Consider the following 26,676-nt stretch of genomic DNA (forward strand, 5'->3'; position numbering starts at 1 on the left):
CATGAGAGGGCGTCAGGCGCCGGCTTCGCCTATGGCTACCTCGGCTGCCTTGATTGCCGCCTGGCGCTTTGCGATCTGGTCGCCAATGGGCGGACCCTGGAAGCGGCGGTTCTCGAAACCGAACCAAAGCACCGCGGTCAGCACAATGAAGCCCAGGGTGATATAGAGCACTTTGTCGTTCGGCGGCTGGATGGCGATGTAGAAGATGATCGCCATGCCGATGACCGACAGGATGCAAAACAGCTTGAACAGGCCGGCGCCGAGGTTCCATGGGCCGGGGTTCGGCCATTTTTCCGTTCCGAAAGCCATCATGCCGAGCACGATCGGAATGATGAAGGACAGAAACAGGAACACCAGTGTCGAATTGACGACGATGGTATAGATGTTCGTGCCGCCGACCGAGATGAACTGGGCAAGAAAGACATAGATGACCTCGAGCACAGCAGCCGTCCAAATCGCATTGACCGGCGTGCGCCAGGTCGGGCTGACCTTGGCTAGCGAGGCCGAGCCGACCGGCATGCCGCCGTCACGCGAGAAGGCGAAAAGCATGCGCGAGGCAGAGGTGACCGTTGCCAGACCGCAGAGGAACTGCGCGATCAGGATGCCCAGATAGAGCAGTGTCTTCAGCCACGCCGGCAAGATCGCGTCCATCGTGGCGAAGAACACGCTCCAGCCCTGCTTGGCGCCGGCCGCCAGATCCGGAATCGCCAGTACGATCGCGCACAGCATCACCCAGCCGATCAGCGACGACCAGACTACGGACGAAACGATTGCCCGCGGAACCGAGTGCGCCGCCCTCAACGTTTCTTCCGAAGTATGCGCCGACGCGTCATAGCCAGTGATGGTGTAAACCGGCAGTAGCAGGCAGAGCAGGAAGAGATACGTCATGGAATCGGACTGCGGGAAAACACCGCCGCCCGCGTCGCCCGAATAGTTCGTGAACGTCCACAGCCGCGTAATGTCGATCGCTGGAGCAAACATCAGGCAGGCGACGATCAGCACGGCTGTCGTTGCCAGGATCAGGAAGCCGGAGGCGTCCGTCAACATAGCCGTCAATTTGATGCCGAAATGATTGAGCAGCGCCTGCAACACGGTGATGAACGCGACAAACCCGACGATCTCACCAGGCGTGCCGGTCATGCCGAAGGCTCCGCCGAAAGTGCCGACGAAGAAGAAAGCAGTACCGATGTTGATGGCGCCGAGCACGGTGATCAGGCCGAGCAGATTGAGCCATGCGGTGAGCCAGCCAGTGAAACGGTTCCCTAGGATGGATGCCCAGTGATAGAGGCCGCCGGCGGTCGGAAATGCAGAGGCGATCTGGGCCATGGCGAGCGCGAAAAATCCCGAAACCATGCACCCGACGATCCAGCCGATGCCAGCGCCGGCGCCACCGATGGACGACGTCGCTTGCGCGAAGGAATTGATGCCGCCTGAGAGGATGCAGATGATCGAGAACGAGATCGCGAAATTCGAGAAGCGGCTCATGCTTCGCGACAGTTCCTGAGCATAGCCCATTCCGTGGAGAACTTTCAGGTCCTCCTTCTTGTCAACTTCGCTGTAACCCGGTGCTACCATTTTAAAGTCCCCTTTTGGTTTCTTAGCTGGCCGATTGAACTGACTTTCCGACTGCGCTTGGTCTGGAGGCCTTGGCCGCTTCGGGCTCCAGATTGAGAAAAATACCGGTGAGCAGATCCGCCCATTTCCGCTGCCCGGCCGCGCCGGCGATCTCGTCGTTGCGGATTTCAATCATTGCGCAGGGCAGCCCGCGCGAGCGCGCATGGCGTTCCAGCGTGAAATAGACCCGGTCGGCCGGCGAATAGGGTTCGTTGACGCCGACGCTGACGCCGGCAAGCCGCTTCAGTGTCGCGATCAGCGGCGCCGCCAGCCGGCGATCCTCGTCGTGGATGATGCCGATGTGCCAGGGCCGGCTTTTGCCTTTGTAGAGCGGCGTGAAGGAATGGATCGAGACCAGCCTGGTCTCCCGCCCGGCCGCCAGGCGCTCGTCGATGACCGTTGCGATCCGCTCGTGAAACGGTCGCCACGCCAGCGCGATGCGCGCCTCCCGCTGGTCGGCCGAAAGTCCCTGGTTGGCCGGGACCACGGTTTTTTCGCTGGCGCTGACCGTCACTATCAGGTCCGGCGCGTCGAGCGGGCGGTTGCAGTCGATGATGAGCCGCGAGATGCAGGTCTCGACCAGCGTCGCATCGAGCGCCTCGGCCATGCGGCGCGCCACCGGCAAGGCGCCGGGATCCCAGGCGATGTGGCGGGAAAGATCCTCGGCGGCAAGGCCGAGCGTTCCGAATTCCGGTGGCAGGAAATTGGAGGCGTGGTCGCAGGTCAGCACGAAGGGGCTCGATCCGCCGGGGTTCGTCACCCTTACGGTTTCAGGCGATGCAAGGCTGGCGGGCCGTGCTGTCTCCATTGTCTGCTGTCCCCGGGGAGCGCTGTATCGTATGTTACGTATTTTGCCTCATTGCGTCCCTGCGGATGATTTCATACAGTTTGGCCGGCTTTGTCAAACGCGATTTCGATAATGCGGTAACGGCACGGCCAGGGTGGGGAAAAACATGGTTTCCAGCATTGCCGAACTGATCTCCGACCGCATGGGCACCATGCCGGCAGGCGAGCGGCGCGCAGCACAAACGCTGATCGCCAGCTATCCGCTGATCGGGCTGAAGACGGTCGCCGAATTCTCGGCTGCCGCCGGCGTGTCGTCGCCGACGATCCTGCGTTTCGTCGCCCGGCTCGGCTTCCAGAACTATCCGGAATTCCAGTCGACGCTGCAAGACGAACTGGCGGCGCAATTGCAGTCGCCGGCCTCGCGCACGCTCAATCCGCCATCGCAGGGCGCCAGCGCCGTCTCGCCGATGCTGGAGGCGACGCTCGACAATATGCGCGAGACATTCCGGCATCTCTCGGACAAGCAGCTTGCCGACATCGTCGCCAAGCTGGCCGACCGGCGCGGCAAGACATTCTTGATCGGCGGCCGCTTCACCGACCCGCTGGCGCGCTACATGGCCGCCCACCTCGCCATCATCCAGCCCAACGTTTTTCACCTCGGCGGGCAGGAAAGCGTCTGGCGCGACCGACTGATCGACATGGGTAAGCGCGACGTGCTGGTGATCTTCGACATCAGGCGCTATCAGGACAGCCTCGTCCGTTTCGCCGAGACCGCCAACCAGCGCGGCGTGCAGATCGTGCTGTTTACCGACCAGTGGCTGTCGCCGATCGCCCGCTTCGCCCGCCACGTCATCGCCGGGCGCACCGCAGTGCCTTCGGCCTGGGACTCATCCGCCGCACTTTTCGTCGTTGCCGAAGCGCTGATCGGCGCGGTCACAAGGCAGCTCGAAGCCGACGGCGCCAAACGCATCCGCGAACTGGAAAGCCTGCGGTAGTGCCCCTCCGGAAAGGGACGCATTTCGCTTCGGTCTAGTCCACTAAAAAACTGATCATCTGCAGAATCAGGATCAGCAAAAAGACGCCAAATACAGTCGCAAAAACCGCTGCCAGCAGGACGGTGCGTTGCTTCTTACCCATGGCTTTCCCCCCGAAAGCATAGTCCCCGTCCACGAATACGAATGTCAGTCCCGCCCCACTGCTCGGCCACCTCCCAACTCCTCAAGACCCGCCTGCGGCTGGGGCGGAGGAGTAACGACGACTGGTTCACGCACGAAATGAACAGCTTACCAAGGTGCTCGCCAACGGGCACGGCCGCATCATTCATCCGACCCATGTCACGGCCGAATGACCACCTTGCATTTCGGGCTTAACCATTCAGCCGCTAAGCGTGCCCCACCCCAGCTACTTTACCCATGGCAAGCATGATCGAAGTTCGGCTAGCCTTGTCGACGTGAAGCCGCTTCCTTGAACCAAAGCGCGGTGAACTGCACGGAGGGTACGATGAGCTATCTGGACGAGCTGTTCTCAGTCGCCGGCAAGACGGCGCTGGTCACCGGCGCCGCGACCGGCATCGGCCGCATGGCGGCGACCGCTCTGGTCATGGCCGGCGCCTCGGTGATGATCGCCTCGCGCAAGAGCGAGGATTGCGTCAGGGTAGCGGGCGAGTTGAACGGCCTTGGCGCATCCGGCCGGGCGGAAGGTTTTGCCGGCGACGTCTCCAGCGAGGCCGGCATTGCGGCGCTTGTGGCCGAGGTCAGGGCGCGGACCGAGCGGCTGCATATCCTGGTCAACAATGCCGGCATCTCCTGGGGCGCGCCGCTGGAAAGCTTTCCCTACCATGCCTGGGCCAAGGTGTTCGGCGTCAACGTCACCGCGGTCTTCCACCTGACGCGCGAATTGCTGCCTCTGCTCGAGGCCGCCGCCAGCGACGCCGACCCGGCCCGGGTGATCAATCTTGGATCGGTGATGGGCACGCAGCCTTCGGCCGAAGATGCCTACTCCTACTCGGCCTCGAAGGCCGCGGTTCACCACCTGACGCGCATCCTGGCAATCGAGTTCGCCGCCCGCCGCATCACCGTCAACGCCTTTGCGCCTGGCCCTTTCCAGAGCCGGATGACGGCCTTCGCCACCGGCACCGAGGACCAGGCAAGACATATCGGCAACCGCGTTCCGATCGGCCGCATCGGCGTACCGGATGACATTGCCGGCGCAACGCTCTATTTGTGCAGCCGGGCCGGCAGCTATGTCACCGGCGCCATCCTGCCGATCGATGGCGGGCAGTCGGTGCAACACGGGCTGACATTGTTCAAGGAATGAGACGCACGCCATCCGGCGAGTGAAATGCCGGGGGTGAAGATGGAGGACATCAGCGTGGAACCGATCAGTCTCGATGTGCTTCTGGCCAACGTCGGCAAGGAAGTCGGCGTGTCGCCATGGCGGGTCGTCACCCAGCGCATGATCGACCAGTTCGCCGATGCCACCGACGACCATCAGTTCATCCATTGCGATCCGGAACGTGCCAGCCGCGAAACGCCGTTCGGCGGCACCATCGCGCATGGCTTCCTGTCGCTTTCGCTGTTGTCGGCGATGACCTTCGAAACCATGCCGCCGCTGGAAAACAGCAAGATGGGCGTCAATCACGGCTTCGATTCGCTGCGCTTCCTGGCGCCGGTGAAGACCGGCTCGCGCATCCGCACCCGTTTCGTGCTGGCCGACGTCAAGGTCAGGCCGTCGGGGTGGGTGCAAACGGCGCACGACGTGACGATCGAGATCGAGGGCTCGAAAAAACCGGCGCTGACCGCGCGCTGGCTGACGCTGACGCTGATCGAACGCCAGCCGGAAGCGGTCTGACTCTCGTCGGGCGGAGAAGCCCAAATCTATCTGTGCCAAATCTATTTAGCTTCGGCCGCGACGTACTTCATGTGACGGCTGACCTGCAGCGCAATGTAGACGACCAGTGAACAACCGATTGGGAACACGATCTCGTTGAGGCCGGTTGCGATCGCCTGTGGCATTGCGAGAGCAGCGTCGTTCGCCGCGGCCGTCTCGATGGTCAGCACCGTGATGCCGCCGCCGAATACCGCGCCTATCAGGGCGCCTGCCAGCGCGAAATGGAGCGGACGCGGTTCTTCCTTCGATGCCAACGACGCCAGTGCCCAGCCGAGCAGCCCGTATTCGATCGCCCGCAGCACACCGAGCGTCGTGAGCGACAGGATGGCCGGCTTTGCCGCCGCGTCCAGCGCGCTGACCATAACCTTTTGCGTCCCTTTGGCGATGCCCATCGCCAGTGGCGCCGAAATCGCACCGATCAGGCCACCGAGCGAGGCTCGCACCTTGGTGAGCGCCGTGCCGAGGCTGACGCCGGCGCAGACGAAGAACGACCAGGTCACGCCTTGCGCCAGTTCGATCAGAACCTGCGTCGTCGCCGGGTAGGCACCTGCCGCAAATCTGACGGTCAGAATGAGAGCTTCCATGGCGAAGCCGAGCGCGATCGCCAGCCATGCGACCATGACGACACGCCTGAGCGCCATCCTGGCGCGATGAGAAAGCGGGTCCACGTCCGGCACGCCGGACGAAAGCTCAGTTCCGGTCATAACGGCCTCCCGAAACGAAATTTTTGCAGAGCCGCGAATTAGTCTTCGTCTGTAACAGTCCGATGTTGCCGGCTTTATTGCCTGGTTACATCGTTTTGTGAGGTCAAGCCTCTGCTTCACACCGCCCTTGCCCGACGCCGTACAGCGTATATATGCTGCATCCAGCATCAGTCATAAGGCAGTAGAAAGTTGCAGCTAAGCGTCCAGGAGCGCCGCGAAAAACAAAAGGCCGAACTGCGTTCCGAACTTGTCGACGCCGCGCACAAGCTTGTCCAGGAAGAAGGCTATGACGGCCTCACCATCCGCAAGCTCGCCAAGCGCGTTGGCTATGCGCCGATGTCGGTCTATTCCTATTTCGCCGACAAGCAGGACATCCTGTTCGCGCTGGCCGAAGATGCCTTCGAGACCCTGGCCAGGCGCATCGCAAATCATACGGCCGACGACCCGATCGAGGCGCTCAAGGCGGTGCTTGTCGAATACGCCGCCTTCGGGCTGGAAAATCCCAACGAGTACCGCACCGTCTTCATGACCGAAAAAGTCAGGCCGCCGACCGGAAAGACTTTTGCCGAAATGGAAGGCGGCAACCCGGCGATGAAAGTGCTGATCGAGAGGGTCGAAGCCTGCGTTGCCGCCGGCAGGCTCAAAGGCGATCCACGCGCCATCGCCACCATGCTGTGGGCGGTCGGCCACGGCGCCATCTCGCTGCTGATCACCTTCCCGTTCTACCCATTCGGCGACCAGTCGACGTTCATCACACGGATCGGCGACATCATGCTCGAAGCCATCGCCGCGCACGAGATTGCGCCGCTCACGCCGCCGGTCAACTGCTGAAGAGCGGCGCTCCTCCCGATCTGTAATTTCTCCGAACGCTCCGGCGCCGAGCGTCCGGCAATTCCTGCGCTCAATTTCTCCGTACATGTACGATTTTGCTTGAACTCCCTAAGTCCTGGGCGTATCTGTACGCAATGCCGTACATGTACGAATCCAATAACTGGAAACCGGAGACAGACCATGAAGAAGGCAATCCTCACGCTCGCCGCCCTGCTGGCGCTCTCTAGCGCCGCATTTGCCGGCAGCAGTCAGACAGGCAAGCAAGAAGCGGCCTGCATCGACACCAAGGCTGATGTGAAGCTCGATTGCGCGCCGACCGGATCGCTTGAAAAGGCGGACGCCGCGGCCCACAAGGCCGGCAGCAAGGGCCCGAGGCTCGGCATCGGCATCGACCCGTGGATCGTGCCAAGCAGCTTCTGAGCCGACGGGCGACAACACGCGGTGATGAACCGAAAGGGCGGCAGCAATTTCCGGCCGCCCATCGTGCCGGCCTCAGCCCTGCTTTTTGTCACCCCGCGCAGATCACTTCTTGCGCTTCTGTCCCACCACGCTTTTGGGCTTGCCGGGTCTTGCAGGTGCGCCGGGAATGGCCGTTCCGGTGATCGACACCGGATCGCTGGCCGGGAATGTATCCTCGAGGCCTTCCTCGAGTTCCTCTTCGATATCCGTCCCAGTGCGCTGCTCGTCTTCGAAAGAGCGCACGGCCGGCGTCTTCGGCGCGGAGTTCGGCGGCATTTGCATTCTCCCTCGGCTCGCTGTCGCAGAAAGGTCGGGCGCGGCGAACATGCCTATGCTGCCGCGTCGCGCGCTGCCTCCGACAGAAAAGTAAAGACATAATCGGAAAAGGAACGCCAGCATTCGACGCGGAACGCGTCGGCCGCCGTGCGCAACAGCACGATTTCGACCTTGCCGAGAATGGTACGCGACGCCGCCCCGACCGGAAAGGCGTCGAGCGACAGATCCTGCGGGCAGCCGGCATTGATCGTCGCCGCGGCAGCCGGACCGGTAACCGATATGGCGACGTTGCGGTGCGAGATGCCGACCGCCGAATGCAGTACGGAAATGCTGGCGCAGTCGGCGAGCGGATCTTTTCCGCTCTCGTCGATGACCAGCCATTCGTCCGGCCCGAGCCACAAGGCCGTGCGTCCGGCCTTTGCCGCCGAGGTTTTCGGCCTTTGCGGCAGGACGACGCCGAGCGCTTTCGAAAGTGCGGCAATCGAGGCTTCCGGCGCGCGCAGCGATATGCGCTCGGCCGGCGGCAGCACGGCAAGTGTAACGCCGGCGGCGGAAAGCGACTGGCCGGCGAGAGCTGGACGGCGTTCGACTGAGGGTCCGGCGGCGTCGGTTTTCAAAGCGGCCTTAGCCATTGAGGCGCTCCCCCTTCTCGTCGAAGAACACCATGCTGGTGACCTCCACCTCGATCACCCGGTCCGGCATCGGCACATAGAGCGTCTCGCCCGTGCGACCGCGGCCGCCGGCGACCAGCCCCAGCGCGATCGAGCGGCCGCAATTTTGCGACCAATAGCTCGAGGTGACATGGCCAATCATCTTCATCGGGATTGCCTGCTTCGGGTCCGCCACGATCTGCGCGCCCTCCTCCAGCACCACCTTGGGATCCCTGGTCTTCAGGCCGACAAGCTGCTTGCGGCCCTTGGCGACCAGGTCCGGCCGCGCCATGCCGCGAATGCCGACGAAGTCGGTCTTCTTCTTGCCGACGGCCCAGTCGAGCCCGGCATCGTTCGGCGTCACCGTGCCGTCGGTATCCTGGCCGACGATGATGTAGCCCTTTTCAGCGCGCAGCACATGCATGGACTCGGTGCCGTAAGCACAGGCGCCATGCTTCTGGCCCTCGGCCCATAGCGCTTCCCAGACTGCCTCGCCGTAATCGGCCGGCACGTTGACCTCGAAGCCGCGCTCACCGCTGAACGACATGCGAAACAGCCTGGTCGGCACGCCGCAGATCCGGCCTTCGCGCACGGACATATGCGGCAGCGCCTCATCCGACATGTCGATGCCCTCGACCAGCGGCGCAATGATGTCGCGAGACTTCGGTCCCTGCACGGCAATCACCGCCCATTGCTCGGTGATCGAGGTCAGCCAGACGTTGAGATGCGGGAACTCGGTCTGGAGATAGTCTTCCATATGGTTCATGACGCGCGGCGCGCCGCCGGTCGTCGTCGTCACATGGAAACGGTCGGGTGCAAGCCTGCCGACGACACCGTCGTCATAGATGAAGCCGTCCTCGCGCAGCATGATGCCGTAACGGCAGCGGCCGGGCTCGAGCTTCTCCCATGGATTGGTGTAGAGCAGTTCCATGAATTTGGCCGCATCCGGCCCGACCACCTCGATCTTGCCCAGCGTCGAGGCGTCAAACAGGCCGGCTGTCTTGCGCACCGTGACGCATTCGCGGTCGACGGCGGCATGTGTGTCCTCGCCCGGCTTCGGGAAATACCAGGCGCGCTTCCATTGGCCGACATCCTCGAATACAGCGCCCTGGCGCTCGGCCCAGGGATGGATCGCGGTCTTGCGGGTCGGGTCGAACAGCGGACCCCGCGCGTGCCCGACGATCGAGCCGAATGTCACCGGCGTATAGGGCGCGCGGAACGTCGTCAGCCCGACCTGCGGGATCGGCTTGCCCAACGTCTCGGCGGCAATCGCCAGGCCGTGCATGTTGGAGGTCTTGCCCTGGTCGGTCGCCATGCCATTGGTGGTGAAGCGCTTGACGTGCTCGATCGAGCGCATGCCCTCATGCACTGCCTGGCGGATGTCCTTGGCGGTGACGTCGTTCTGGAAGTCGACAAAGGCCTTGACCGTCGTCTCCGCTCCGGCACCGGGTGCTGCACCCAGCATGCCGCGCGACCAGCTCTCGCCAGCGTCGACCTTCGGCTTGGTGCCCTTGGCCGGCCTGCTGCCGGCGTCCTTGGCCGCCTTGGCGCCCGCTGCATAGGCCTCGTCGATCGTCGCCGACAGCCCGTCGGTACCGTTGCAGGCGCCGACCGAGACGCAGTCCTGCGCATAAATTCCGGGCACGAAGCGCTTGGTCTCGTCATTGAAGGCGACCTTGCCGCGCGATTGCGAGAACAGATGCACCGATGGCGTCCAGCCGGCCGACATCAGAATCGCGTCAACCGGCATGGTGCGCTCGCCGCCGCCATTCTTCGGCTGCACAGTCATCGACGACACCCGCAATTTGCCGCCGGCGCGGATCACCGCGCGGCCGAAATTGACCTCGATGCCGAGCGCCCTCGCCTCGTCGATCGCCGGCCCGGTCGGGTTGTCGCGCAGGTCGACAATCGCCGCTATGTTGATGCCGGCCTTTTTCAGGTCGATCGCCGCCGCATAGGCGGAATCGTTCGCCGTATAGACGCCGACATTCCTGCCGACGGCGACGCCGTAATGGTTGAGATAGGTGCGCGCCGCCGACGCCAGCATGATGCCCGGCCGGTCGTTGTCGGCAAACACCATGTGGCGCTCGATGGCGCCGGTCGCCAGCACCACGCGTTTGGCGCGAATCTGCCACAGCCGCTCGCGCGGCAGGTCGCGGCCGGGGTTCTGCAGATGGTCGCTGACGCGCTCGACCAGGCCGACGAAATTCTGCGCGTAATAGCCGAAGGCCGTGGTACGCGGCAGCACGCGGACATTGTCCATCGCGCTCAACTTGGCGAGAGCCGATTGCGCCCAGGCAAAACCGTCCTGGCCGTCGATCCGGGCACCGCTCTCGAAGCGCAGACTGCCGCCGAATTCCGCCTGCTCGTCGGCAAGGATAACGCGCGCGCCGGTCTCGGCCGCGGCCAATGCCGCGGCGATGCCCGCGGCACCGCCGCCAAGCACCAGCACCTCGCAATGGGCGAAGCGCGCCGAATAGTGGTCGGGATCCGGCTGGTCAGGAGCGACGCCGAGACCGGCGGCGGCGCGGATCTTGGGCTCGTAGAGGTTTTTCCACGCGGCCTTCGGCCACATGAACGTCTTGTAGTAGAAGCCGGCCGAAAGCATCGGCGAGGCAATACTGCTGACGGCACCGATGTCGAAAGCGAGCGACGGCCAGCGGTTCTGCGACTGTGCGGTCAATCCGTCATAGAGTTCCTGCACCGTGGCACGCACGTTCGGCGTCTTGCGTGCCGCGTCGCGCTTGATCTCGACCAGCGCGTTCGGCTCTTCGGCGCCGGCCGACAGAAAACCGCGCGGCCGGTGGTACTTGAACGAGCGGCCGACGAGATGGACGCCGTTTGCAAGCAGCGCCGAGGCCAACGTATCGCCCTCGATGCCGGTATAGGGGCGGCCGTCGAAGCTGAAGCCAGCTATCTTTGCCTGTTTGAGCCGCCCGGCGCCGGCAATGCGGAACGTGGCGCTCATTTGGCGGCTCCCGGCAGCTTGGTGGGCTTCGGTTCACCGGCCTTGTAAGTCATCAGGAACCTGTCGCTGACGGTGTCGCGCACGGCATTGAAGAACCGCGCACAGCCATGCATGTGCCGCCAGCGCTCATAGATGATCCCCTTGGGATTGGAGCGGATGAAAAAGAACTTTTCAAAATCGTCGTCGCTCTCGCCGGCGATGTTTGGGGATCGCGCGATATGCGCCTCGCCGGCGTTGCGGAATTCGAGCTCCGGACGCTCTTCCTCGCAATAGGGGCAGCGGATGAGAAGCATGGTTGGTCCTACAGTTCGCCGTGGCCGACGCGAGCGCCGGCAGGTTGGTCGCAAAGCCTCTGGCCCATCGTCACGAAGGGCGCCACCAGCCGGATGCGCTCCTCGATGCTGGCTACCGGGCGGAAAAGGTCGCGATACGCCATATTGCCGACCGAAAGCGTCATCGGTTCGGTCGTCACGATGACGTAGCGCCGCTCGAATTTTTCGCCTTCCTCGAGATCGGCTGGCCGGTTCTCCATAAAGGTGACCACTCTCTGACCGGCGCTCCAGGCGCAGGCGAGTACACCCTCGTCGACGGAAAACGGCCAATCCGCTTCATTGCCGGCGCGGCTGATGGGCTGCAGGCGCACCTCCTCTGGCGTGGGGATATGGAACAGGCCTTGCTCGCCGGCGAGCATCAGCGGCATAGCGACGGCCATCTCGGTCATCATCAGTGCGCCACCGCTGCCGCCGCCGCCTCGTCGATGAGGCGGCCGGTGCGGAAGCGCTCGATGGTGAAGGGCGCGTTGATCGGGTGCGGATCGTCCCTGGCGATCGTGTGGGCAAAGACATGGCCCGAACCCGGCGTCGCCTTGAAGCCGCCTGTGCCCCAGCCGCAATTGACATAGAGGCCGGGCACCGGCGTCTTGGCCAGGATCGGCGAACGGTCCGGCGTCACATCGACGATGCCGCCCCATGAGCGCAGCATCTTCATGCGCGTGAAGATCGGGAACATCTCGCAGATGGCGTCCAGCGTATGCTGCAAAATGTGCAGCCCGCCGGTCTGCGAATAGGAGACATACTGGTCGGTGCCGGCGCCGATGACCAGTTCGCCCTTGTCGGATTGCGAGATATAGGCATGCACGGTGTTCGACATCACCACGCAAGGCACCACCGGCTTGACCGGCTCCGACACCAGCGCCTGCAGCGGATAGCTTTCCAGCGGCATGCGCACGCCAGCCATGTTCATGATCACCGATGAGTGCCCGGCGGCAACCACGCCGACCTTCCTGGCACCGATGAAGCCGCGCGTCGTCTCGACACCGGTGACCGCGCCGTTCGGCGCCCGTTTGACGCCGGTGACCTCGCAATTCTGGATGATGTGGACGCCGCGCGCCGAGGCGCCGCGCGCATAGCCCCAGGCAACCGCATCGTGACGCGCCGTGCCGCCGCGGCGCTGCAGGGAGGCGCCCATCACCGGATAGCGCGCACCGGGCGAAATGTTGAGCGGCGGGCAGAATTCCTTGGCCTGCTCCGGCGTCAGCCATTCATTGTCGATGCCGTTCAGCCGGTTGGCATGGACGTGGCGTTTCAGCACCTGGATGTCGTGGATGTTGTGGGCGAGCATCATGACGCCGCGCGGCGAATACATGACGTTGTAGTTGAGCTCCTGGCTGAGCCCGTCCCACAGCTTCAGCGCATGGTCGTAGATGCCGGCGCTCTCGTCGTAGAGATAGTTCGAGCGGATGATGGTGGTGTTGCGCCCGGTATTGCCGCCGCCGAGCCAGCCTTTTTCCAATACCGCAACATTGGTGATGCCGTGCACGGTGGCGAGATAATAGGCGGTGGCCAGGCCGTGGCCGCCGGCGCCGACGATGATGACGTCGTACTCCTTCTTCGGCTCCGGCGAGGACCACTGTTCCTCCCAACCCTTATGGCCGCGCATGGCCTCGCGGGCGATGGCGAATACCGAGTATTTCTTCAACGTTGCAGGCCTCGCAAATGGCGGCCGGGCAGATCAGCCAACCCCGGCGCGCGAGCTTGTATCACTAGCGAAACCGTGCTGCCAGCCTTGCACTGTTTGCGACGGCGCTTGCCGTTTTGCGCCGTGGTGAAAAAGCCGCATCCGGGCAGGTTGATGCAATTGCCTTCCACCGCTATCCGTCGCCTGACGATCGGAGGATTATGGCGGTGGGTAACGTCTGGTGGAATCTGACATTGCGCTTCTTGCTGGAGCTCGCCGCTTTGCTCGGCCTCGGCATGGCGGGCTGGAGCCTCTCAGCGGGCATGTGGCGCTGGATCCTTGCCGTGGCATTGCCGTTCGTTGCCGCCGCGCTCTGGGGAATCTTCGCGGTGCCGAACGATCCGAGCCGCTCGGGGCGGGCGCCGGTTCCGGTGCCGGGCGGTTTGCGGCTGGTGCTCGAACTCGTCATCCTGTTCGGCGGCGCTGCCGGATTCCACCTGGCCGGTTACACGACAGCCGGCATTGCCGTCGCCCTGCTGATCGCTGTCAGCTACGCATTTTCGCTCGATCGGCTCGGCTGGCTGCTTAGGCGATAGTCGCCTTGCCCCTGTTTGCGACGGCGCTTGCCGTTTTGCGCCGTGCTTTCACTGGTCGCTCTTCTGAGCTTCGCCTTTTGAGGGGTCAGCCGGAGCACGCTTCAGGATGCACGGCCCGATTGCATAGATCGGCCGCAAATAACCCTCACGGCAATCGGCGGCGATTTTACGAATTTCCGCATCGTCTGACTGCTCCACCATGGCCACGAAGCGCTCGACGATCACCTGGCGCGGCCTAATAGCCACTGCCGCAGCAAAGCGCCTCAACACGGCATCCGGATGCGCGAGCAACCGTGGCAGGTCCTTGGCGCTCGGCATGTTATATTGACCATAAGCATTGACCAGTGTCTTGAAAGCCGAGTCCGGACGCAGGGTAGCGGCATTTTCCACCGCAAGCCTTAGCTGCCAGCGCTCCGCAAGGCAGATGAACTGGACGACCCTCCACCGCACACCGGCATGTTCGTCATCCAGCCGCAGCATGAGGCGACCGAGAACGGCTCCATCGGCCGGCGTCGTGCATCCCAGAAGCGCCTCGATCGCGTCGAACCGGATACCCGAAGATTCACTGTCGAGCAGATCGGCGATCTCCGCGACGACGCAATTCATCTTGTAACTCATTTTGGAATTGGCTTCGGCCACCAAGTACGCGGCAGCGGCCTGTGTATGAAGGTTGCCGGACGTCACCAGCGGCCGGAGGTTTTCAAGGGGAAAGCCTTTGCCAAATTCCGATTGAAGGGCGATCGTCAACTCGCTGTCGCCCTCGAAGCCGGGGGCCAACAACTTGATCATTATGTCTTGGGGGGTCATTGGAATGGGTGGCGCGTCCACCCGCAAGGTTGAATGGTGACTTGGTAGCCCTCTGCCCCTCCGGCGTCAAGAAATCTTCGCAGATGCCTGCGCAAGTATCGGGTGGTCCGCACCGCCCCGATTTGCGACCAAGCATCCAATTGCCGGCCGGAGCCGGCGCGAAAAAAGAATGCAGAAAATGTTCACACTTGCCAACAAAGTCGCCATCGTCACCGGCGCCAGTTCCGGCATCGGCCGCGCCACGGCAAAGCTCTTTGCCGAGCAAGGCGCCAGGGTGGTCGTCGCGGCCCGCCGCCAGGCCGAACTCGATGCGCTCGTAGCCGAAATCGCGGACGCCGGCGGTACGGCCGTTGCGCTTGCCGGCGATGTTCGCGACGAAGCCCATGCAAAAGCCCTTGTCGAGGTGGCGGTCGAGAACTTCGGCGGGCTGGATATCGCCTTCAACAATGCCGGTTCGGTCGGCGAGATGGGTCCGATTTCCGACCTCTCGCTGGAGGGCTGGCGAGAAACGTGGATACCAACCTGACCAGCGCATTCCTTGGCGCGAAATATCAGGTGCCGGCGATGGTCGAACGCGGCGGCGGATCGCTGATCTTCACCTGCACTTTCGTCGGCCACACCGTCGGCATGCCCGGCATGACCAGCTATGCCGCCAGCAAGGCCGGGTTGATCGGACTGACGCAGGTTCTAGCCGCCGAATATGGCGCCAAGGGCGTTCGGGTCAACGCGCTGCTGCCCGGCGGCACCGACACGCCTTCGGCAACGTTCAAGACACCGGAATCGCGAGCCTTCGTCGAAAACCTGCATGCCTTGAAGCGCGTCGCCGAGCCAGAGGAGATCGCCCGCTCGGCGCTTTACCTGGCTTCCGATGCATCGAGCTTCACCACCGGCACGGCACTGTTCGCCGACGGCGGTGTCTCGATCACCCGCACGTGAAGCGTTTTCGCGGTCGGCGTCGGCCCGCCAGCCGCAATACCGGAAAAACCGGTCTTGCTTTTCCCGGCGATTTGACGATTCCGTCTTCTCCTCGAAAACGGGTTGGAAACATGCTGCTGATCAGGACCTATATCGCTGCAAGCGCAATCGAAGGCGTCGGCGTGTTCGCCGCCGAGCCGATCCGGAAAGGGGCGCAGATCTGGCGGCTCGATCCGGACTTCGACCGGCTGATCCCGATGGAAAGATACGAGACGGCGCCGCCGCACCTCAAGGAATTGCTCGACAGATATGCCTATCCCAGTCCGGACCGGCCGGGCTTCATGGTCTATGAGGTCGACAATGGCCGCTTCATGAACCACGCCGACAAGCCGAACACCGACTTTTCGCAATATGGCGGGGCCACCGCGACTCGAGACATCGCCGCCGGCGAGGAAATAACCTGCGACTACGGCGAGTTCTTCGAGGGTTTCGAGCAGCTCCACCTGGCCACGGCGTAGCGGCGCCTATCTGGCCCAAGGCGAATTTTGTTCTTGCTTTGTGCCGGCAGCTATGCTACTAATCTCGATATGGTGCTGATTCACACCAAGGACGGCCCTGAGGCGGGTTGTTCGTTTCGGGATCGGCACCGCCTCTCAATCGGCTGTGGACAGAGCCCCTTGATTCTGCTATCAGCCGCCCCAATTCGTGGTGTAACGCGCCGCGGAGGCTTGCGGCTGTAGCCGCTTGCCTGTTGATTTCAAACCCGAAAGACAGGATTGCACGTGCAGGTACTCGTCCGCGACAACAATGTTGATCAGGCGCTTCGCGCGCTCAAGAAAAAGATGCAGCGCGAAGGCATCTTCCGCGAAATGAAGATGCGCGGACATTACGAAAAGCCCTCCGAGAAGCGCGCCCGTGAAAAGGCGGAAGCCGTGCGCCGTGCCCGCAAGCTGGCCCGCAAGCGCGCCCAGCGCGAAGGCCTGCTGCCGATGACCCCGCGTCCGGTCGCGGCCGGTGCTGCCGGTGCCGGTGCTCCGCGTCCGCCGCGGTTCTGACGTCAATTTTTCGTCCTTTTCCAAGGATATCCAAGGTGGCGCGATGCGGAATCGCCGCCACCTTTTTGTTGTGAGTTCGACCCGGTCCGAGAGGACCGGTTGGGAGAGATGCCGGTTCGGAGGGGGAACGGACCAGACGGCGCAGTAAGGACAGGGCAGACATGGACGCAATCACCGTAGAGCGCAGAACCGCGTGGCGCGGCCTCGCCCTGACGGCAGCCCTGCTTTCCGGGATGGCGCTTGCCAGCTGCCAGAGCGTTCCGACCGGCGAGTTCAACAACATCGACAAGGCGCAAGGCTCGAGCGAGAACATCTCCTCGCTGTCGGCGGTGATCCAGCGCAACCCCCAGGATCCGGAAGCCTACAATGTGCGCGGCTCGGCCTATGGCCGCGGCGGCCAGTACCAGGCGGCGCTGAAGGACTTCAACACCGCCATCCAGCTCAATCCGAATTTTTACCAGGCCTATTCGAACCGTGCGCTCATCCAGCGCTTCCTCGGCGATCAGGCGAGCGCGCTCGCCGACTACAATCGCTCGATCCAGATCAATTCCAACTATGACGCCGCCTATATCGGCCGCGGCAATCTCTACCGCAGGGCGGGCCGGGTCCAGGAAGCCTTCAACGATTTCCAGAAAGCCATCCAGCTCGACACGACCGATGCGCGCGCCTATCACAATCGCGGCCTGATCTACCAGAGCCAGGGCCAGCACGCCTTTGCCATCGAGGATTTCTCGACCGCCATTTCGTTGGCGCCGGACGCCTCCGAGCCCTACAATGGACGCGGCCTCTCCTACCTTGCCATGAACGACGAGGACAATGCCTTCGCCGACTTCAACATGGCGATCAAGCTCGACGGCAAGAATGCCGAGGCCTGGTCCAACCAGGCGTTGATCTACGAGCGGCGCGGCGACAAGGTCAGGGCCGCGAAATCCTACCGCGAGGCCGTGCACCTCAATCCGACCTACCAGCCGGCCAAGGACGGCCTGGCCCGCACCAGTGCCGGCTGAGCGGCCGGTTAATCGGGCCTCCGTTTCCGCACTCCGACAACCCTGCGTTTAGCTTCGCCTTGCTGGCGCCAAGTTTTCGGCGGAACGCTCGGCGTGCTCAGCCGTTTGTACAAGGCAATTTCGAAAGGACCCTGCCATGATCAAGAAACTCGCTTGTGCCGCTGTTCTCGCCACGACCGTCGTTGCCGCTCCCGCCAGCGCCAGCAAACTCCAGCTCGGCGTGCTCGACTGCACCATCGACGGCGGCACGGCCTATCTCGTCACCTCCAACAAGGGTGTTTCCTGTGTCTTTCGTCCGCATCGTGGCGGCCCCTCCGAAGTCTATACCGGGGTGATTTCCAAGCTCGGCGTCGATGTCGGCCGGACGCATCAGGGCCAGCTGGTATGGGCGGTCCTGGCGGCGACCCGCAACCACGATGAAGGCGACCTTGCCGGCAGCTATTATGGCGTGAACGCCGAGGCCAGCGTGGTCACCGGTGGCGGCGCCAATCTCCTGGTCGGCGGCCTCGACAGCGCCTTTTCGCTGCAGCCGCTCAGTGTCCAGGCACAGACCGGCGTCAACCTGGCGGTCGCCGTCACTTCGCTGGACCTGATCCATTCGTTCAAATAGCGGCCTGTGGCAAATACGGCCCGTGGCCTTTCATCATGCGCCGGGATAGGACGGTTCCGCGCCGCGTAGTCGCCGGCGCGTGGCAGCCTTTTGATTGGGCGCCTTGCGGCTTCGAAATTGACCGATGATCGCGCGGTGGCGCCAAACTCATTCTGCGCGCAGCGCTTCGATCGGCTGTAGGCTTGCGGCCTTGCGGGCGGGATAGTAGCCGAAAAAGACGCCTACAGCCGCGGCAAAGCCGATAGCCAGCAGGACGGCGCTGAGATCGATGATCACCGGCCATTGAGCGATAGACCCAACGGCGATTGCAGCAACAATCCCAATACCAGCACCTAGAATACCCCCGAGCAGGGCAAGCGTTGCTGCCTCAACGAGAAACTGGGCAAGGATATCTCGCCGTCGCGCGCCCACCGCAAGCCGCAGTCCGATCTCGCGGACCCGCTCCGTCACCGTCGCCAGCATGATGTTCATGATGCCGATCCCGCCCACGACCAGCGAAATTGAGGCCACCGCCGAAAGCAGCAGCGACACCACGCGTGTGGTCGAACCTTCGGCATTCGCAGCTTCGGCGAGGTTGCTCACCATGAAGCTGTCTTCCTGACCTGTCCGCAACCGGTGACGCTGCCACAGGAGTTGGCGGATCGCTGCCATCGTGCCCTCGGCCGAGGTCCAATCGGCGAACTTGACGGTGATGTTGTGTACGAAGGTCGGATTGGCACGGCTCGTGCCAATGAACTGACGTCGCGCCGTCCTCAGCGGCACAAGTGCCACATCGTCCTGATCATCGCCCCACACGCTCTGGCCCTTCCGCTCCAGCAGTCCGATCACCGTGAACGGCACGTCGCGGATGCGGATCGCGGCGCCCAGCGGATCGGCTTTTCCGAACAACTTCTCCCGCATCGTCGTTCCGAGGAGCACCACGTTGGCGACGCGGTTGTTGTCCTCCGGGGTCATCTCCTGCCCGGCAACAACCCTCCACTCGCGCGCTGAGAAATATTCCGGCGTCACGCCGCGAAGCACGCCTTGCCAATTGGCGGAGCCGATCGTGAACTGCTCGCGGGCGTAGAGGAGTGGCGCCGCCACCACGACGCCGGGGATTTCCATTCCGATCGCCGCCGCGTCCTCTTCACTCAGCCGCGGCGCGCCACCGGCCCCAAGGCGGACGCTGCCCATCTTCGCACTGCCCGGACTGACGCTGATGAGGTTGGCGCCGAGGCTGCGGATCTGCGCAGTGATCCGTTCGCGCGCACCAACCCCGATCGCGATCATCACCACGACAGCGGCCACACCGATGATGATGCCCAACATGGTGAGCGCGCTGCGCATATGATGGGAGCGTAATGATCGCAGGGCGGTTCTTGTGCTACCGGACATTGTTGTACGCCAGCGCTAGACGGCGAGTGTCATCCAAAGGTCGGACCTGCTGTATGACAGGGGTGTCTGACAGAACGCGGCCGTCTCGAAAGGCTACAATGCGATCCGTATGGGCAGCTATCTCAGCCTCATGGGTGACCAGCACAATGGTCAGGCCCTCTCCATTGAGTCGGCGGAAAATTGCCATGATCTCCAGCCCTGTCTGGCTGTCGAGCGCACCAGTGGGTTCATCGGCCAGTAAAAGTAAAGGCTCCGTCACCAGGGCGCGGGCAATGGCAACGCGCTGCTGTTGTCCGCCCGAGAGTTCGGCAGGAGTATGTCTGGCCCGATCGGCGAGCCCTACCTTGGCCAGCATCGCCAGCGCTGCGCGCCGCCGCTCACCAGCCCACATGCGGCGATAGACAAGCGGCAGTTCCACATTTTCTAGTGCGCTGGCCCGCGGCAGCAGATTGAACGACTGAAACACGAAACCGATGTTCCTATTGCGGATCGCAGCGAGTTCATCGTGATGGAGTCCACCGACGTTTACCCCGTTCAGCCGATAGCGGCCTTCACTCGGACTGTCGAGGCAGCCCAGTATGTTCATGAAGGTAGACTTGCCCGATCCTGAAGATCCGATCACCGCGACGAATTCGCCTCGTTGAATCGTCATGCTCACCCCTTCGAGCGCCCACACCGGCTCTCCGCCAACACGGTAGCAATGGCGCAGCCGGTCGACGTCAATCAGAGCCATGAATACCTCACCACAACCGGAACTTGACCAGGACGGAAGACGCGTCATCGTCCCGACGCGGAGCAGTAGCAAGCCCCGTAATGACCTGCTGCCCCTCAGTCAGGTCGCCTGCCAGCACCTCTGTTGCACGACCGTCGGTGATTCCAAGCCGGAGCGAGACAAGCTTCGGCTCGCGGTCTGGCCCAAATACAAATACCTCGCCCGGGCTTCCCGCCTCTACGCCCGTTTTGGCAATGGCCGGCGCGGTTGATCGCGCCTCGTCCCCGGTATCACTCGGCGGCCGAAAACGCAGGGCCGCATTGGGCACTTTCAAGACCCCCTGTCGCTTGGCCATTACCACGCTCAGATTGGCGGTCATGCCGGGCAACAGCAGCTCATCGGAATTTTGCGTACCGACCACCACTATGTATGTGACGACGTTTTGAACGACCTGCGGTGCCTTGCGTATCTGTTTTACCGTGCCGGTGAAAATTCGGTCGGGATAGGCATCGGCAGTGAAAGTAACCGGCTGCCCGAGCGCAAAACGGCTAATGTCGGCTTCCACCACGGAAGCTTCCACCTGCATCTCAGTCAGGTCTTGAGCTATGGTGAACAGTATCGGGGTCTGCAGGCTAGCCGCCAGGGTCTGACCGCCACTGACGGCGCGATTGACCACTGTGCCGGTGACCGGCGCGCGTACATAGGTGCGGTCAAGATCAATTTGGGCCTGCTGAAGCACCGCTTCCTTCTGCTTCACCTGGGCAAGCGTGTTGGCGAGCTCCGCTTCTGCCATGTTGAGGGTCGCCTTGGCGGCTCGAACGACTGCCGATTGCGACAGTTCCTCGGCCTGGGCGGCAGTCGCCTGCGCCTTGGCAGAATTGTGCGCGGTATTCTCCCGCTCCCATTCTCCCACCGCGATGATCTTCTGCTTAGCCAGGGAACGTTTGCGGTTCACTTCCTGCGCCGCACCATCGAGCGCGATTTCGGCGCGTGTAGTCTGTGCGGCTGCAGAATCATATCTGGCCTCGGCGGTCTCCATCTCTGCCCTGGCCCGCTCGATCTGCGCCCGATGTACCGAAACCTGCGTTTGCGCCATCTCCCGTTCGGCAAGGGCTTGCGCTACTCTCGCTTCGTAAATCTCCGGCTCAACCCGGGCTATCACCTGGCCTTTGGTGACCTTGGAGTTGAAGTCGACATAGAGTTCCTTCACCCGACCCGAGAGCTGAGAACCGACTTCCACCATAACTAGCGCGTTCAGCGTGCCAGCCGCCTGCACCGTTGTGACGATATCGCCGCGCTCCACGGCTTGCGAGCGATAGGCGGGGGTATCGGGCCGGATGGAGGACGGCTCGAGGAGAGCTGAGAGCTGATTGAAGGCCGACAAAACCTGGCCGGAAGTCACCGATGGTGTCGGTCCCATGGAACTCCCGGGCGTTACCGCCGCGCCGAGGATTACCGTAACGAACAAAACGCTGCGCATCATGTTCTGACCACCTCTGAGCCGGAAGGGAAAGGTAGTCCCTTCCAGCTCTTTAATCTGCACTTGGCAGTGCCGCAGAGGAATTCTACGAACCTATAGAATAAACCCGTCAACAGCCAAATACATAGATGTTTATTCGAAAATTTCGGATATTACTACTTGCAGTGGCCGGGATTACCCTCGCAGGCCGTCTCGGTCTTGTTGCCAATGTTGCCTTGGCCTTCAGCCGTATCCTGCGTTGCCGTGCCGAACGCATTGCCATTCACATCCTTCGTGGTCTCATTGCACACGCAGTCCGGAACCGACCCCGTCTTTGTACAGGAGGCCACGCCAGCGGTGCCGCAGAAGTCCGTGCACTGTGTCTGCGATACGCCGGGACAGGTCTGCGCTAGCGCTCCGCCTGTTCCAAGCAACAGTGCCCCACCCATGAAAGCCGCAGCCGCGGCCACCTTTAAACCACTACATCTACATCCAATAATCATGTTTTCCTCCGATTTTGCCAGAGCTAGAGGGTGCTGCGCAGGCCATCTCTGGCACTGGTCGGCAGCATGAGGGCGCAACAAAGCCCTCGATTCGGTTCGATCGATTATGCTGTGGGGGATGCGGAAGTTATGAGGCCGCCAGCAACGGCTTTAAGCCGCCGGGCCTCCCAAGACTCTTTCGGGTGACAAGACTCTTTCGGATGAAGGGCCCTCTGCGGCGCACAGAATCGCCGCAATACTTGGCCTGCGCAAATCGGCAGCGCCCATTGTCGTGCTCCAGTACGACTGTAAGCGGGAATATTTCTTCTTGCTAATATATTAACCATATTTGCGGAAGCTGGCAACCAGTATCTGGGATATGCGTCGGTTGAGGTGCTGCTAAATCGATTGGTAGAACGGCGTGAACATCGCAATCGGCGTCAGCCAGTATCAGTTGCGCCGCAGAGCGGGTTGATCGTGGAGCCGAGATGCACGATCACCCTGGCTTCCGGCCTACATCATCATCTCAGCACACCGGAAACCGCTTGAACTCAACTGCGGTTGAGGTTTTACAAGCCGTCCCCGAAGCGCCGCGTGCCCATTTGGAGACGAAGAGCGCTCCAATATTTTAGACCAGCGTCTAGGGAAGCTCGGGGGGCTGGATGACCAAAACAAGCACAAACGGGGTCGATTGGCGCGCGCTGTGGGCGAGCGGCGACCTGGCGCTGTTTATCTATATCGACGCACTGAAGCCGCGCTCGCGCCTGTTCCCGTCGCGGCTGTTCTCATGGCGCTCGCCGGTCGGCGCGGGCATGACCATGGTCGCGGCGTTTTCGGTGGCGACCTGCTCGTTCGCGGTCTACGGGCCGCTGCTTCTGACCAGCCTGCAAGGCATTCCGATCCTGACCACCGGCTACATCATCGCCGCCGAATCGATCGCCTGGTCGATCCTGTCGATCCTCGTCGCCAATGCGCCGCCAGAGCGAGAGCGGCTGATCATCGTCGGCGGGGCGCTGATGATCGCCACGGGCGTCGCCGGTTTCGCCTATACGGTGCCGGCCGGCTCTATCCCGTTGATCCTGCTTTGTGCCTTGCTGCAAGGCGGCGGTTTCGGCATCGCCTGGCCGTTCGTCACGCGTGTGATCGTGGCATCGGCCAAGGAAGGCGAGCAGACGATCGCCTCGGCCGCTGTGCCGACCATGCAGCGCATCGGTTATGCCGTGGGTGCGGCACTGACCGGCATCGTCGCCAACGCCAGCGGCTTTTCCGAAGGCCTGAACCGCGAGGCCGCGGCGAACGTCGCCGCCTGGCTGTTCCTCGCCTTCATACCGCTCGGCATCCTGGGATGCCTCGCCGCCCTGCGGATTTCGGGGACGACCGACACGAAGCCGGCGAAGCTGTCAATCTCCGTGGGGGAGATTGACTAGACAACGACCGTCTTCAGCCGGTCGGCGATTAGTGCCGCGAGCCGCGTCGCCACCTCGTCCTTGCTCATCTCCGGCCATTCCTCGACGCCGGCCTTCGAGACGATTCGCACCTTGTTGCGGTCGCCGCCCATCACGCCCGGGGAACCATCTTCATGCGAGACATCATTGGCGACGATAAGATCGGCGCCCTTTTTTGCGAGCTTGGCCTCGGCATTCCTGACCAGATCCTGCGTCTCCGCGGCGAAACCGACCACCAGCATCGGCCGCTTTTTGTGGTGCCCGACACCGGCAAGAATATCGGGATTTTCCACCATCTGCAGCGAGGGCGGCCCCTCGCCCGCCATCTTCTTGATCTTTTCCCCGGCCGAACTTTGAGTGCGCCAGTCGGCGACAGCCGCGACGAACACCGCCGCGTCGGCCGGCAGCAACTGCTCGACCGCGTCCTTCATCTCGACGGCGGTTTCGACGTGCAGCGTGGCGACGCCGGCCGGATCGGCAATGCCGACCGGGCCGGAGACGAGACGCACGTCGGCGCCGAGCCTGGCCAGCGCCGCCGCGATGGCGTGGCCCTGCTTGCCCGACGAGCGGTTGGCGATGTAGCGCACCGGGTCGATCGGTTCATGCGTCGGTCCGGAAGTGACGATGATCCTCCTGCCTGCCAGCGGCTTTGGCCGGCTGTCGAGCAGCGCCTCGATCGCGGTGACGATCTTCAGCGGCTCGGCCATGCGGCCCTCGCCCACCTCGTTGCTTTCGGCCATCTCGCCTTTCGCCGGGCCGACGAATGCGACGCCGTCCTTGCCCAGCATCGCGCGGTTGCGGCGGACCGCCGGATGCGCCCACATTTTCGGGTTCATCGCCGGCGCCATCAAAACCTCCTTGTCGGTGGCGATGAGCACCGTCGAGGCAAGGTCGTTGGCGTGGCCGTTGGCGAGCTTTGCCATCAGGTCGGCGGTGGCCGGCGCCACGACCAAAAGGTCGGCCTCGCGCGACAGCCTGATATGGCCGATGTCGTGCTCGTCCTGCCGATCGAACAGTTCGGTGAAAACATGGTCGGCGGACAGCGCCCCGGCCGACAGCGTAGTGACGAACTCCTGCGCCGCCGCGGTCATCACCACCCGCACTGCCGCACCGCGCTCGCGCAGCCGGCGGATCAGGTCGAGCGCCTTGTAGGCGGCGATGCCGCCGCCGATGATCAGCAGGATGCGCTTGCCGGAGAGGATGCCTCGCGGGCTGGAGACGGCGACCACCGACGTTGCCGGACTCTGCGAACTCGTCAGTTCGCGCAGTGTTTTCTCGATCTGGTCGATGCGACCGGCCGAACCGAACTGACCTTCGACCGCTGCGCGGATCATCACCCGCGCTTGGTCTTCCATCGACCGGCCATTCTCCGCCGCCAGTCGGCGCAGCAGGTCCTTGACCTCGTCATCAAGGTTGCGGATCGTGATGCTGGCCATCTGATTGCACCTTGCCCGGAATTGCTGAGTGCAATGATAGCAATGCAATCACTTTGCAACAAGCGCTAGAATATACGCCAGGCGATATACACCAGCGTCAGCGCGATCACCCACAGCGCCAGCCGGCCGGAGCGGGTGTGGCGCGCCTCGGCTTTGCCGATCGCGTCCGCCGTCCCCTCGTCGAAGCGCAGGCCGTTTTCGGCCATCAAGTCGATTTCGCGCGACAGCCGCTCGGTACGGGCTGCGAGGTCCGGCGCCTGACGGGCCAGCGCCAGCAGCGCGTTGGCACCGTCGCGCGCATCGGCCAGCAGGGCGCGCGGGCCGAGATTGCGGGCAATCCAGCCGCTCACCACCGGCTCCGACGTCTTCCACATGTTGAAGGCCGGGTCGAGGGTGCGGGCGACGCCTTCGACAACGACCATGGTCTTCTGCAGCAGCACCAGCTCGGACCGCGTCGCCATGTCGAAGAGGTCGGTCACCTCGAACAGCAGCGTCAACAGCTTGGCCATCGAGATGGTCTCGGCCGGCTGGCCGTGGATCGGTTCGCCGATCGCCCGGATCGCCTGGGCGAAAGCCGCGACATTGTGCTGGCGCGGCACGTAGCCGGCCTCGAAATGAACTTCGGCGACGCGCTGGTAATCGCGCGTGATGAAGCCGTAGAGGATTTCGGCGAGGAACCGGCGCTCCTTCCTGCCGAGCCGGCCGGCAATGCCGAGATCGACGGCGACGATGGTGCCGTCGGCCTCTATAAACAGGTTGCCCGGGTGCATGTCGGCGTGGAAGAAACCGTCACGCAGCGTATGGCGCAGAAACGACTGAACGAGGTTGGCGGCAATCGCCTTCAGGTCGTGGCCGGCGGCGGCAAGGCCGGCAACATCGTTCATCTTGATGCCGTCGACCCATTCCATGGTCAGCACGTCACGACCGGTGCGCTCCCAGTCGACCGACGGCACACGGAAGCCGGGATCGTCCTTGGTATTCTCGCCGAGCTCCGAAAAAGCCGCCGCCTCCAGCCTCAAATCCATTTCGATTTTGGTCGTCTGGGCCAGTGTCTCGGTCACCTCGACCGGCCGCAGCCGGCGCGACGACGGGATGTATTTTTCCTGCAGCCGGGCGGCGAGGAAATAGCTCTCGAGATCGCGAAAGAAGCGGCGGCGCACGCCCGGCCGGATGACCTTTACTGCTACCCGGGTAATGACGCCGTCCTGCAGGGCTTCGGCGGTATGAACCTGGGCGATCGAGGCGGCGGCGACGGCCTCGCCGAAACTGACATAGAGCTCCTCGATCTTGCGTCCGAGCGAGGCTTCTATCGCTGCAACGGCCTCGGCCTTCGCAAACGTCTCCATCTTGTCCTGCAGCATGGCGAGATCAAGCGCGATATCGTTTCCGACGACATCCGGCCGTGTCGCCAGGAACTGGCCGAGCTTGACGTAGGACGGGCCGAGCCGCACGACCGCCTTGGCCAGCCTGTCGCCGCGCTCATAGGCAAGCGCGCGACGGCGGGTGAACAGCCGGGCCATGCGCCAGCCGAATTTCGGCAAGCCGAAGAGCTCGTCACCGGGCAAAGCCGCGATGACACCCTCGCGGACCAGCACCCAGCCGGCCCGTACGAGCCTGAAACCAGCGCCGATGCTGCTCATGGCTG

At 63.1% G+C, this 26,676-nt stretch carries 25 protein-coding genes and 2 pseudogenes; 12 read left to right on the forward strand and 15 right to left on the reverse strand.

Translation table 11 applies throughout. The features are described from left to right. Window positions 1-12 precede the first annotated feature (12 nt). Window positions 13-1,575 (reverse strand): amino acid permease, encoded by a 1,563-nt coding sequence (locus tag NKJ73_RS02045; protein WP_352568173.1) that lies wholly within the window; start codon window positions 1,573-1,575, stop codon window positions 13-15. Window positions 1,576-1,597: 22 nt separating this feature from the next. Beyond that, on the reverse strand, window positions 1,598-2,422 hold the full coding sequence (locus NKJ73_RS02050; RefSeq protein WP_352448256.1) for an N-formylglutamate amidohydrolase: 825 nt from the start codon (window positions 2,420-2,422) through the stop codon (window positions 1,598-1,600). A 145-nt stretch (window positions 2,423-2,567) separates the two neighbouring features. Here NKJ73_RS02050 and NKJ73_RS02055 point away from each other — a divergent pair, with 145 nt between their 5' ends. The 3 genes from NKJ73_RS02055 (at window position 2,568) to NKJ73_RS02065 (ending at window position 5,250) form a co-directional block, all read left to right on the forward strand. Then, window positions 2,568-3,395, forward strand: a complete 828-nt coding sequence (locus NKJ73_RS02055) for a MurR/RpiR family transcriptional regulator (RefSeq protein ID WP_352448257.1) — start codon at window positions 2,568-2,570, stop codon at window positions 3,393-3,395. Between the two features lie 505 nt (window positions 3,396-3,900). After that, complete coding sequence (locus tag NKJ73_RS02060) at window positions 3,901-4,716, forward strand: SDR family oxidoreductase (RefSeq protein ID WP_352568174.1); 816 nt, start codon at window positions 3,901-3,903, stop codon at window positions 4,714-4,716. 39 nt (window positions 4,717-4,755) lie between these two features. Continuing rightward, complete coding sequence (locus tag NKJ73_RS02065; protein WP_031211357.1) at window positions 4,756-5,250, forward strand: MaoC family dehydratase; 495 nt, start codon at window positions 4,756-4,758, stop codon at window positions 5,248-5,250. A gap of 41 nt (window positions 5,251-5,291) precedes the next feature. Here NKJ73_RS02065 and NKJ73_RS02070 read toward each other — a convergent pair whose 3' ends face one another. Continuing rightward, the gene (locus NKJ73_RS02070) at window positions 5,292-5,993 is read right to left on the reverse strand and encodes a hypothetical protein (RefSeq protein ID WP_352469493.1); all 702 of its coding nucleotides are present in this window, start codon (window positions 5,991-5,993) and stop codon (window positions 5,292-5,294) included. A gap of 189 nt (window positions 5,994-6,182) precedes the next feature. Between NKJ73_RS02070 and NKJ73_RS02075 the strand changes: the two genes are divergently transcribed. Continuing rightward, the gene (locus tag NKJ73_RS02075; RefSeq protein ID WP_352568175.1) at window positions 6,183-6,824 is read left to right on the forward strand and encodes a TetR/AcrR family transcriptional regulator; all 642 of its coding nucleotides are present in this window, start codon (window positions 6,183-6,185) and stop codon (window positions 6,822-6,824) included. A 180-nt stretch (window positions 6,825-7,004) separates the two neighbouring features. After that, entirely contained in the window at window positions 7,005-7,244 is a 240-nt protein-coding gene (locus NKJ73_RS02080; RefSeq protein ID WP_352469490.1) for a DUF680 domain-containing protein, read from the forward strand. Between the two features lie 102 nt (window positions 7,245-7,346). Here NKJ73_RS02080 and NKJ73_RS02085 read toward each other — a convergent pair whose 3' ends face one another. From NKJ73_RS02085 to NKJ73_RS02110, 6 genes are read right to left on the reverse strand one after another with little or no spacing between them, the layout of a single operon-like run. Beyond that, window positions 7,347-7,559, reverse strand: coding sequence for a hypothetical protein (locus tag NKJ73_RS02085; protein ID WP_352568176.1), 213 nt, complete (start codon window positions 7,557-7,559; stop codon window positions 7,347-7,349). Between the two features lie 53 nt (window positions 7,560-7,612). Beyond that, complete coding sequence (locus NKJ73_RS02090; RefSeq protein ID WP_023675340.1) at window positions 7,613-8,191, reverse strand: sarcosine oxidase subunit gamma; 579 nt, start codon at window positions 8,189-8,191, stop codon at window positions 7,613-7,615. Then, entirely contained in the window at window positions 8,184-11,177 is a 2,994-nt protein-coding gene (locus NKJ73_RS02095; RefSeq protein ID WP_352568177.1) for a sarcosine oxidase subunit alpha, read from the reverse strand. Before NKJ73_RS02095 ends, NKJ73_RS02090 begins: the two co-directional genes overlap by 8 nt. Beyond that, window positions 11,174-11,470 carry a sarcosine oxidase subunit delta gene (locus NKJ73_RS02100; protein WP_292519105.1) on the reverse strand — a complete coding sequence of 99 codons (297 nt, stop codon included), beginning with the start codon at window positions 11,468-11,470 and terminating at the stop codon, window positions 11,174-11,176. Before NKJ73_RS02100 ends, NKJ73_RS02095 begins: the two co-directional genes overlap by 4 nt. 8 nt (window positions 11,471-11,478) lie before the next feature. After that, a complete protein-coding gene (locus NKJ73_RS02105; RefSeq protein WP_023675337.1) occupies window positions 11,479-11,901 on the reverse strand; it encodes a hypothetical protein in 423 nt (140 codons plus the stop codon). Then, window positions 11,901-13,154: a sarcosine oxidase subunit beta gene (locus NKJ73_RS02110; protein WP_352568178.1), complete on the reverse strand. Its 1,254-nt coding sequence runs from the start codon at window positions 13,152-13,154 to the stop codon at window positions 11,901-11,903. The genes NKJ73_RS02105 and NKJ73_RS02110 overlap by 1 nt, the downstream gene beginning before the upstream one ends. Window positions 13,155-13,354: 200 nt before the next feature. Here NKJ73_RS02110 and NKJ73_RS02115 point away from each other — a divergent pair, with 200 nt between their 5' ends. Further along, window positions 13,355-13,729: a YrdB family protein gene (locus tag NKJ73_RS02115; RefSeq protein ID WP_352568179.1), complete on the forward strand. Its 375-nt coding sequence runs from the start codon at window positions 13,355-13,357 to the stop codon at window positions 13,727-13,729. A 48-nt stretch (window positions 13,730-13,777) separates the two neighbouring features. On the opposite strand, the gene NKJ73_RS02120 is transcribed toward NKJ73_RS02115, so the two are convergent. Further along, the gene (locus tag NKJ73_RS02120) at window positions 13,778-14,518 is read right to left on the reverse strand and encodes a hypothetical protein (protein ID WP_352568180.1); all 741 of its coding nucleotides are present in this window, start codon (window positions 14,516-14,518) and stop codon (window positions 13,778-13,780) included. A gap of 196 nt (window positions 14,519-14,714) precedes the next feature. Here NKJ73_RS02120 and NKJ73_RS02125 point away from each other — a divergent pair. The 5 genes and pseudogenes from NKJ73_RS02125 to NKJ73_RS02145 all read left to right on the forward strand — a co-directional run bounded on the left by NKJ73_RS02125 (window position 14,715) and on the right by NKJ73_RS02145 (window position 18,123). Then, window positions 14,715-15,472, forward strand: a pseudogene (locus NKJ73_RS02125) (SDR family oxidoreductase). Between the two features lie 110 nt (window positions 15,473-15,582). Further along, complete coding sequence (locus tag NKJ73_RS02130) at window positions 15,583-15,969, forward strand: SET domain-containing protein (RefSeq protein ID WP_352454023.1); 387 nt, start codon at window positions 15,583-15,585, stop codon at window positions 15,967-15,969. 264 nt (window positions 15,970-16,233) lie between these two features. Then, the gene (rpsU, locus tag NKJ73_RS02135; protein WP_023675331.1) at window positions 16,234-16,506 is read left to right on the forward strand and encodes a 30S ribosomal protein S21; all 273 of its coding nucleotides are present in this window, start codon (window positions 16,234-16,236) and stop codon (window positions 16,504-16,506) included. A gap of 161 nt (window positions 16,507-16,667) precedes the next feature. After that, window positions 16,668-17,513, forward strand: a complete 846-nt coding sequence (locus NKJ73_RS02140; RefSeq protein ID WP_352469482.1) for a tetratricopeptide repeat protein — start codon at window positions 16,668-16,670, stop codon at window positions 17,511-17,513. A 136-nt stretch (window positions 17,514-17,649) separates the two neighbouring features. After that, a complete protein-coding gene (locus tag NKJ73_RS02145) occupies window positions 17,650-18,123 on the forward strand; it encodes a DUF992 domain-containing protein (protein WP_352469481.1) in 474 nt (157 codons plus the stop codon). 147 nt (window positions 18,124-18,270) lie between these two features. On the opposite strand, the gene NKJ73_RS02150 is transcribed toward NKJ73_RS02145, so the two are convergent. Genes NKJ73_RS02150 through NKJ73_RS02160 form a run of 3 tightly spaced genes read right to left on the reverse strand, consistent with a single transcriptional unit; the run spans window position 18,271 to window position 21,692 of the window. Then, window positions 18,271-19,449, reverse strand: coding sequence for an ABC transporter permease (locus tag NKJ73_RS02150; protein WP_352568181.1), 1,179 nt, complete (start codon window positions 19,447-19,449; stop codon window positions 18,271-18,273). A 37-nt stretch (window positions 19,450-19,486) separates the two neighbouring features. Continuing rightward, window positions 19,487-20,230, reverse strand: coding sequence for an ABC transporter ATP-binding protein (locus NKJ73_RS02155; protein ID WP_352568182.1), 744 nt, complete (start codon window positions 20,228-20,230; stop codon window positions 19,487-19,489). A 7-nt stretch (window positions 20,231-20,237) separates the two neighbouring features. Further along, window positions 20,238-21,692, reverse strand: coding sequence for an efflux RND transporter periplasmic adaptor subunit (locus NKJ73_RS02160; protein ID WP_352568183.1), 1,455 nt, complete (start codon window positions 21,690-21,692; stop codon window positions 20,238-20,240). Between the two features lie 1,177 nt (window positions 21,693-22,869). Between NKJ73_RS02160 and NKJ73_RS02165 the strand changes: the two are divergent. Next, window positions 22,870-23,577 (forward strand): annotated as a pseudogene (locus NKJ73_RS02165) (MFS transporter); the annotation flags it as partial. On the opposite strand, the gene coaBC reads toward NKJ73_RS02165, so the two are convergent. Both coaBC and ubiB read right to left on the reverse strand, forming a co-directional pair. Then, a complete protein-coding gene (coaBC, locus tag NKJ73_RS02170; RefSeq protein WP_352568184.1) occupies window positions 23,574-25,031 on the reverse strand; it encodes a bifunctional phosphopantothenoylcysteine decarboxylase/phosphopantothenate--cysteine ligase CoaBC in 1,458 nt (485 codons plus the stop codon). The pseudogene NKJ73_RS02165 and the gene coaBC overlap by 4 nt on opposite strands. 65 nt (window positions 25,032-25,096) lie before the next feature. After that, window positions 25,097-26,671 (reverse strand): 2-polyprenylphenol 6-hydroxylase, encoded by a 1,575-nt coding sequence (gene ubiB, locus NKJ73_RS02175; protein ID WP_352568185.1) that lies wholly within the window; start codon window positions 26,669-26,671, stop codon window positions 25,097-25,099. Window positions 26,672-26,676: the final 5 nt, after the last annotated feature.

Source organism: Mesorhizobium sp. M0074 (assembly GCF_040322975.1).
Lineage (GTDB): Bacteria > Pseudomonadota > Alphaproteobacteria > Rhizobiales > Rhizobiaceae > Mesorhizobium.